The 719-nt window shown below is 34.4% G+C and carries 2 protein-coding genes; one reads left to right on the top strand and one right to left on the bottom strand.

Annotation, left to right across the window (positions count from 1 at the left end; all coding sequences use genetic code 11):
* Positions 1-170: 170 nt before the first annotated feature.
* Positions 171-569, bottom strand: coding sequence for an IS200/IS605 family transposase (gene tnpA / locus ACE01T_RS17320; RefSeq protein WP_180082749.1), 399 nt, complete (start codon positions 567-569; stop codon positions 171-173).
* Positions 570-628: 59 nt separating this feature from the next.
* On the opposite strand from tnpA, the gene ACE01T_RS17315 reads away from it, so the two are divergent.
* Positions 629-719, top strand: a 91-nt coding sequence (locus tag ACE01T_RS17315) for a helix-turn-helix domain-containing protein (RefSeq protein WP_395519766.1), incomplete at its 3' end; no start/stop codon positions are given.

The raw sequence follows: 719 nt of genomic DNA, 5'->3' as shown, positions 1-719 counted from the left end.
TTGATTGGTTTTGGAAAAAAAGAAGAATTTAAGAAAGTGCTAGCAATTTTAAGAAAGAAAAAGCCTGATAGGACAAGGATCCTATGAAATTTGTCGTGTACAGAGTTTTCTATCTTAAAGTGAAATTCACCTCCACCCGACAGTCAGGGTAGAGGTGAATTTCACAGATTTTAACCTTGTTGGTTTTGAATGTACTTTTTAATAATATCCAAAGGCGCACCACCACACGACCCTGCAAAGTAAGATCGTGACCATAAAACAGGCTTGGCATAGCTACCACGTAAATCTAAAAATTCATTCCTCATTTTTCTGCTTGTTACGGATTTTAAATTATTAACTAATTTACTGAGTTGAACTGTCGGTGGGTACTGAATAAGCATGTGAACATGATCTGCTTCACCATTACACTCTTTTAATTCTGCATCAAATTCTTTACATATCTCAGATACACACTCAATAAAATATTTATGGTGTAACTCACCTAAAATTTTCTTCCTGTACTTTGTAATAAATACCAAGTGTACGTGTAAATTAAAGACTGAATTGCGGTTTTTATATATTTCTGTCATTGATCGGGTGTTTATTTGGTGATAGTGTTATACATATATTACTACATGCACACTCATTGATGAAAATCAACAAAGCATACAAATTTAGGCTTGAGCCTAATGTGGAACAGGAGCTTGTTTTAAACAAGTTGCTTGGCTCTGCACGTTTTG

Origin of the sequence: Acinetobacter uliginosus (assembly GCF_044130295.1) — a bacterium.
In the GTDB taxonomy this organism is placed as follows: domain Bacteria; phylum Pseudomonadota; class Gammaproteobacteria; order Pseudomonadales; family Moraxellaceae; genus Acinetobacter.
The sequence above is the reverse complement of the archived record's forward strand: the minus strand, read 5'-3'. Positions and strand labels throughout refer to the sequence as shown.

Bases quoted from the DNA above. Each gene is read 5' to 3' on its own strand.
- tnpA (WP_180082749.1), bottom strand. From the start codon at position 569: ATGACAGAAATATATAAAAACCGCAATTCAGTCTTTAATTTACACGTA.